Annotated in this window: 5 protein-coding genes; 4 read left to right on the plus strand and 1 reads right to left on the minus strand. The window is 58.9% G+C overall.

All coding sequences use genetic code 11. From position 1 onward, the window contains the following. Positions 1 to 13 precede the first annotated feature (13 nt). From AC13DD_RS05035 to AC13DD_RS05050, 4 genes are all read left to right on the plus strand, one after another. Entirely contained in the window at positions 14 to 1099 is a 1086-nt protein-coding gene (locus tag AC13DD_RS05035; RefSeq protein WP_482930928.1) for a microcin C ABC transporter permease YejB, read from the plus strand. After that, positions 1096 to 2124, plus strand: a complete 1029-nt coding sequence (locus AC13DD_RS05040; protein WP_008171717.1) for an ABC transporter permease — start codon at positions 1096 to 1098, stop codon at positions 2122 to 2124. The genes AC13DD_RS05035 and AC13DD_RS05040 overlap by 4 nt, the downstream gene beginning before the upstream one ends. Position 2125: 1 nt before the next feature. Then, positions 2126 to 3730 carry an ABC transporter ATP-binding protein gene (locus AC13DD_RS05045; protein WP_482930929.1) on the plus strand — a complete coding sequence of 535 codons (1605 nt, stop codon included), beginning with the start codon at positions 2126 to 2128 and terminating at the stop codon, positions 3728 to 3730. Positions 3731 to 3795: 65 nt separating this feature from the next. After that, positions 3796 to 4581, plus strand: a complete 786-nt coding sequence (locus AC13DD_RS05050; protein WP_008171720.1) for an enoyl-ACP reductase FabI — start codon at positions 3796 to 3798, stop codon at positions 4579 to 4581. Positions 4582 to 4668: 87 nt separating this feature from the next. On the opposite strand, the gene ltrA is transcribed toward AC13DD_RS05050, so the two are convergent. Further along, positions 4669 to 6060 (minus strand): group II intron reverse transcriptase/maturase, encoded by a 1392-nt coding sequence (gene ltrA, locus AC13DD_RS05055; RefSeq protein WP_127401912.1) that lies wholly within the window; start codon positions 6058 to 6060, stop codon positions 4669 to 4671. Between the last annotated feature and the right edge of the window lie 474 nt (positions 6061 to 6534).

Consider the following 6534-nt stretch of genomic DNA (forward strand, 5'->3'; position numbering starts at 1 on the left):
AAAACGCCGCTAAATGGGCATCTACATACTCAGGCGTCTGGCGCTGATCATCCCCACGCTGATCGGAATCATGCTGCTCAACTTTGTCATTGTGCAGGCGGCCCCCGGTGGTCCCGTTGAGCAGCTTATCGCGGAGATGGAAGGCCACGGCGGCAGCGCCCTGGCCCGGGCTTCCGGTGGTGGAACCGGTGGCGAGGTAGCCGACTCTTCCGGCGACACGCGTGGCTCCCGCGGCATACCCGATGAGCTTCTGAAAGAAATCGAAGTCATGTATGGCTTCGACAAGCCTGCTCACGAACGCTTCTTCAAGATGCTTGGCGATTACGCCACCTTCAACTTCGGTGACTCCTTCTTCCGGAAAAAAAGCGTCATCGACCTGATCATCGATAAAATGCCCGTTTCGATCTCCCTGGGGCTGTGGTCGACGCTGATCATCTATTTTATTTCCATCCCCCTGGGCATCCGGAAAGCCGTTACAGACGGCTCCAGGTTCGATGTCTGGACCAGCTCAGCCATTGTGGTGGGCTATGCCATTCCGGGCTTCCTCTTCGCGATACTGCTCATCGTGCTGTTTGCCGGGGGCAGTTATTTTGACTGGTTCCCGCTCCGGGGCCTGACCTCTTCGAATTTCGACGAGCTTACCTGGTACCAGAAAATCGGGGATTACTTCTGGCACCTGGCGTTGCCCGTCACCGCAAATGTGATCGGCGGTTTTGCCACCCTGACCCTGCTTACCAAGAATTCCTTCCTGGATGAGATCGGAAAGCAGTACGTGGTAACCGCCCGCGCCAAGGGTCTGGACCAGAAAGAAGTGCTGTATGGCCACGTATTCCGCAATGCCATGCTGATCGTGATTGCCAGCCTGCCAGGCGTCCTTGTCGCTCTGTTCTTTACGGGCTCCCTGCTGATTGAAGTGATCTTCTCCCTCGACGGGCTCGGGCTGCTCGGCTTCGAGGCGGCCCTGAACCGCGACTATCCCGTGATCTTCGGCACCCTGTACATATTCACCTTGATGGGCCTGATCCTGAAGCTGATCAGCGACATTACCTACGTCCTGGTCGATCCGCGGATCGATTTTGAAAGCCGGGAGGGTGCGTGAGTTTTCGGTCTCTGACTCCGATCCAACAGCGGCGCCTGCGGAACTTCCGGAAAAACCGTCGGGGTTTCTGGTCTTTGTGGATCTTTCTCGCCCTGTTCGGCCTGTCACTGGTCGCCGAGCTCATTGCCAACGACTCACCGCTGGTCGTGTCCTACAAAGGCGACCTCTACTTCCCGGTGGTCCAATCCGTGCCGGAAGAAACCTTTGGAGGTTTCCTGCCCACGGAAGCCGATTATCGCGATCCCTTTATCGCCGATGAGATAAGCGCCAACGGGTGGATGGTCTGGCCACCGATCCGGTTCAGCTACAACACCATCAATTACGATCTCGAGGTTCCGTCACCGGCGCCGCCGAGTGCAGAGAACTGGCTGGGGACCGACGATCAGGGCCGGGATGTTGCAGCCCGGGTGATCTATGGCTTCCGCATTTCGGTTCTGTTCGGCCTTACCCTGACCATCGCCAGTTGCATTGTCGGCGTAGTGGTCGGCGCCATACAGGGCTTTTACGGCGGCAAAATTGATCTGCTGGGCCAGCGCTTTATCGAGGTCTGGTCCGGCTTGCCGGTACTGTATCTGCTGATCATTCTCTCCAGCATTGTGCAGCCAAACTTCTGGTGGCTGCTGGGCATCATGCTGCTGTTCAGCTGGATGGGGCTGGTGGATGTGGTCCGTGCGGAATTCCTGCGTGCCCGTAACTTCGAATACGTCAAAGCTGCCCGTGCACTGGGTCTGGACAACCGCAAAATCATGTTCCGGCATATACTCCCCAATGCCATGGTAGCCACACTGACCTTCCTCCCGTTCATTCTGACGGGGGCAATTACCGGCCTGACCTCCCTGGATTTCCTGGGCTTTGGTCTGCCCTCCGGTTCACCCTCGTTGGGGGAACTGATTGCCCAGGGCAAGGCCAACCTGCATGCGCCCTGGCTGGGCATATCCGCCTTCGTATCGCTGTCGCTGATGCTCACCTTGCTGGTGTTCGTGGGTGAAGCCGTACGCGATGCCTTCGATCCGAGGAAGAGCTGATATGAGCCAGTTACTTCAGATTTCCGATCTTTCCATCTGTTTTGATCACGGGCCTCCAGCCGTCGAATCCCTGTCACTGGCAATCCGTGAAGGCGAGACCCTCGCACTGGTGGGCGAAAGCGGCTCCGGAAAATCCATTTCGGCACTGTCGATTCTGCGCCTCCTCGATGCGCGGCACGCCAGCTACCCCAGCGGGCAGATCCGGTACCGTGACGAAGATCTTCTGGCCGCCACTGAGAAGCGCATGCGCCAGATCCGCGGCCGGGAGATCGGGATGATATTCCAGGAGCCCATGACATCCCTTAATCCTCTACATACCGTGGAAAAGCAGATTGGCGAAACCCTGGAACTGCACAAGGGAATGCGCGGGCCACAGGCAAAACAGCGCTGTCTGGAGCTGCTGCAACTCGTGGGGATACAGAACCCGGAAAGCAAGCTTGGCGCCTATCCCCACCAACTTTCGGGGGGGCAAAAGCAGCGGGTGATGATCGCCATGGCCCTGGCCAACGAACCCGATCTCCTTATCGCGGACGAACCCACGACGGCACTGGATGTAACCGTCCAGAAACAGGTTCTCGAATTGCTCAGGGACCTTCAGAAGAAACTGGGTATGGCCATTCTTCTGATTACCCATGACCTGACCATCGTTCGGCGGTACGCCGACCGGGTGGCTGTCATGGAACATGGCAAACTCGTGGAAGAGGCTGATACCGATGCCCTGTTTGCCAGCCCACAACACCCCTATACACGAAAGCTTCTGGATGCCGAGCCCCCGGAGGCGCCCCTACCCCTCGATAAACGTGCAGAACCGTTGCTGGCTGTTGAGCGACTGGACGTGCGTTTCCCGATACGAAAGAGCCTTCTGGGCAAGGTGAAGGAATCCTTTCACGCTGTGCAGGGCGCCGATTTCCAGCTCAATCGGGGCGAAACGCTCGGAATCGTCGGGGAAAGTGGCAGCGGCAAAACCACCATCGGCCATGCGCTGCTGAAGCTTACCGCCAGTACCGGGAGTATCCGCCTCGGGGGCGAGGAGCTGGCGTTTCTTAACCAGAAGGATTTCAGGCCCTGGCGAAGGCGCGTGCAGATTGTCTTTCAGGATCCGTTTGGCAGCCTGAGTCCCAGAATGTCCATTGCCGAAATTGTCCGCGAAGGGCTGGAGATCCACGACGCGGAAAACGCAGCCGAACACGACAGCAAAGTGATTCGCGCCCTGACCGACGTTGGCCTTGATCCGGAGGCACGGCATCGTTATCCACACGAATTCTCTGGCGGCCAGCGCCAACGCATTGCCATCGCCCGGGCTCTGGTGCTGCAGCCCGATCTGATCATTCTGGACGAACCCACATCCGCCCTGGACCGCACCGTGCAGAAACAGGTCATTGAGCTGTTGAGGGCTATCCAGACCCGTTATGGTCTAAGCTATATCTTTATCAGCCATGACCTGGCTGTAGTACGCGCCCTGAGCCATAAGCTACTGGTGCTGCAGCATGGCCGGATCGTGGAATATGGTGACGCGGCCAGGATTTTCGCTGCACCGCAGGCGGAGTACACCCGTGAACTGCTGAACGCCGCGTTCTTTTACCAGAAACCAACTACGACTATTTGAGCGTTACCCCGACCAGAGCACTCAGGGATAATGCTCGCAAATCAGGAACACAGGGAGAACGACCCATGGGAATCCTCAGTGGCAAGAAAGCACTGATCGTTGGCGTAGCCAGCAAACTGTCCATTGCTTACGGTATCGCCGAGGCCTTCGCCCGCGAGGGTGCCGAACTGGCGTTTACCTACCAGAATGAAAAACTTCAGCCACGGGTTGAGAAGTTCGCCGAACAGTGGGGAAGCAAGCTGACTTTCCCCTGCGATGTCGCAAGCGACGAAGAAATTGAAAACGTCTTCAAAGAGCTGGGCAAGCACTGGGACAACATCGACATCATTGTGCATGCTGTCGGCTATGCGCCTGGACACGAGCTGGACGGCAACTACGTCGACGTGACCACCCGTGATGGCTTCCGCATTGCCCACGATATCAGCTCCTACAGCTTTGTCGCGCTGGCCAAGGGTGCCCGCGGCATGATGCATGAAGGCAGCTCGCTGATTACCCTGAGCTACCTCGGCGCCGAGAAGGTTCTGCAGAACTACAATGTGATGGGCCTGGCCAAGGCTTCCCTGGAAGCCAACGTTCGCTACATGGCCGCCAGCCTGGGCCGGGACGGCATTCGGGTGAATGGCATTTCCGCGGGTCCGATCAAGACCCTGGCCGCCTCTGGCATCAAGAGCTTCCGTAAGATGCTGGCCGAAAATGCCAGGCGTGCGCCGCTGCGGCGAAACGTCACCATCGACGAAGTGGGTAATGCTGCTGCATTCCTCGGCTCTGATATGTCCTCCGGTATTACCGGCGAGATCATGTACGTGGACGGCGGCTTCAACATTACCGGAATGGGTGAACTTGAAGAGTAAGTCTCACCCTCCCCGATCGAGTAGGAGGGGGAGTTACCTCCCCCGTCCTCTCACACCACCGGGCATACGGTTCCGTACCACGGCGGTTCATGGTCGGCTCTGAAGCCGAGTCATCGTATCCAGCAAGCTTACCAGAGACAGACGGTCGAATACCCTCTTAGGCAGGGCCGCGTTCATATGAGTCGCGCCACTGTTCCACCAGGGTCCACGACCATTGGTCGCGCTCCTCCAAGCCCTTATCTCAGTCAAGCCTAGCCGTACCAGGTTGCGGGCCCGCGTGCGGGTCCGCTTCCACTGCTGCCACAGGATCAGGCGAAGCCGCCGTCTTATCCAGCCATCCAGGGCTTCGACCGAACGCTTCGAGGCGGTCAGGCGATAGTAATTTGCCCAGCCTCTCAGCACCGGGTTCAGGTTCCGGATGGTGGTCGTCAACGACTGTCCCCGTGACCGTTTCAGCAGGGGGCGAAGCTTGGCCATGAAGGCCTTCAGGCTTTTGGGCGCGACTCTCAACCGGACCTGACGTTTATGCCAGCTCACGCTGTAACCCAGAAAGCTCCGACGCCAGGGGCGGTCCACGGCGCTTTTCACCGTATTCACCTTCAGGCGCAAGCGCGTTTCCAGGAAGTGGGTAATACTGGCCATCACCCGTTCGCCGGATCTTTTGCTGCTGACGTAAATGTTGCAGTCGTCCGCATAGCGGCAGAACCGGTGTCCCCGCCGCTCCAGCTCCCGATCCAGTTCGGTCAGGAGCACGTTAGAGAGCAAGGGCGACAGGGGGCCGCCTTGCGGCGTGCCTTCCCGTCTCGGGCTTACCAGTCCTCCTTCGAGCATGCCGGCTTGCAGGTAACGCCGGATCAGGGTGAGTATCCGCCGGTCGGCTATGCGACAAGCCAGCAGGCTCATCAGCACATCGTGGTTGACCCGGTCAAAGAACTGGGCCAGATCCAGATCGACCACCCAGCGGTGGCCGTCGTTGATGTGTTGCTGCATCGCCTTGACCGCCTGGTGGGCACTTCGACCGGGGCGGAACCCATAGCTGTGATCCGAGAAGGTCGGTTCCAGCGTCGGGCTCAGCACCTGGTGAAGGGCTTGTTGGATCAGGCGGTCCTGCACCGTTGGGATACCCAGTGTCCGCTCCCCGCCTTGCGGCTTGGGGATACTGACCCGGCGGACCGGTTGAGGATGGTAGTCTCCGGCCAACAGCCGCTCGCGCAGCGTTGGCCAATGCTGTTGCAGGTGGCCCTTCAGGGCCATCACCGGCATCTGATCGACACCGGCGGCACCCTTATTGGATACCACCCGCTGATACGCACGCATCAGGTTCGGGCGCTCAAGCACCTGTTCCATCAGCGTGTTCGGCTCCGCGTTCGTCCACGAGTGAGCCCCCGCGTCTGCCTCGACACGGACTTCAGTCTCTGCCGGATACCGTCCAGCGCCTTCCTGAATGCCCTGCCCCATCCGGGTCGCTTCTGTCTTCATAAGCACACTACGAGAACTCATCGCCTACTAACGGCCAACCATGTTCGGCCCTTCCGTACGCGGTGACGCACCTACTATGGCCTCGGCTGAGTTCTGGCTCCCCATCCCCACCTCTCGCGAAGTGAGTAGCACAGCGGCAGAGAACCAGACTTCCCAGGGTAAGACGCGTGACCTTCACACTTATGCCCGCCGCATTTACGTCCACACCTTCCGTGCAAGTACAGGGCTTTGACGATAGTTGACGCCTTACCCGGTGTGACCGCCTCATATGCGATTTCTGTTCGTCAGGCCAGTGCTTTGCCTGCGGCTTCCTTCAGATTCCATCTCACGATGGACACCCTTGCCGTCCGGCTAGTGGTTCCCCTTGCCGGGTCCACAGGGGACTTGCACCCCCAAGTCATCCGGCCAGCACCACCTGTACCGGAACAGCGCCCGTCAAGGCGCTACGCGCCATGCCTGGCGCACAACAAAAAA

The organism is Marinobacter sp. L-13 (assembly GCF_056857715.1).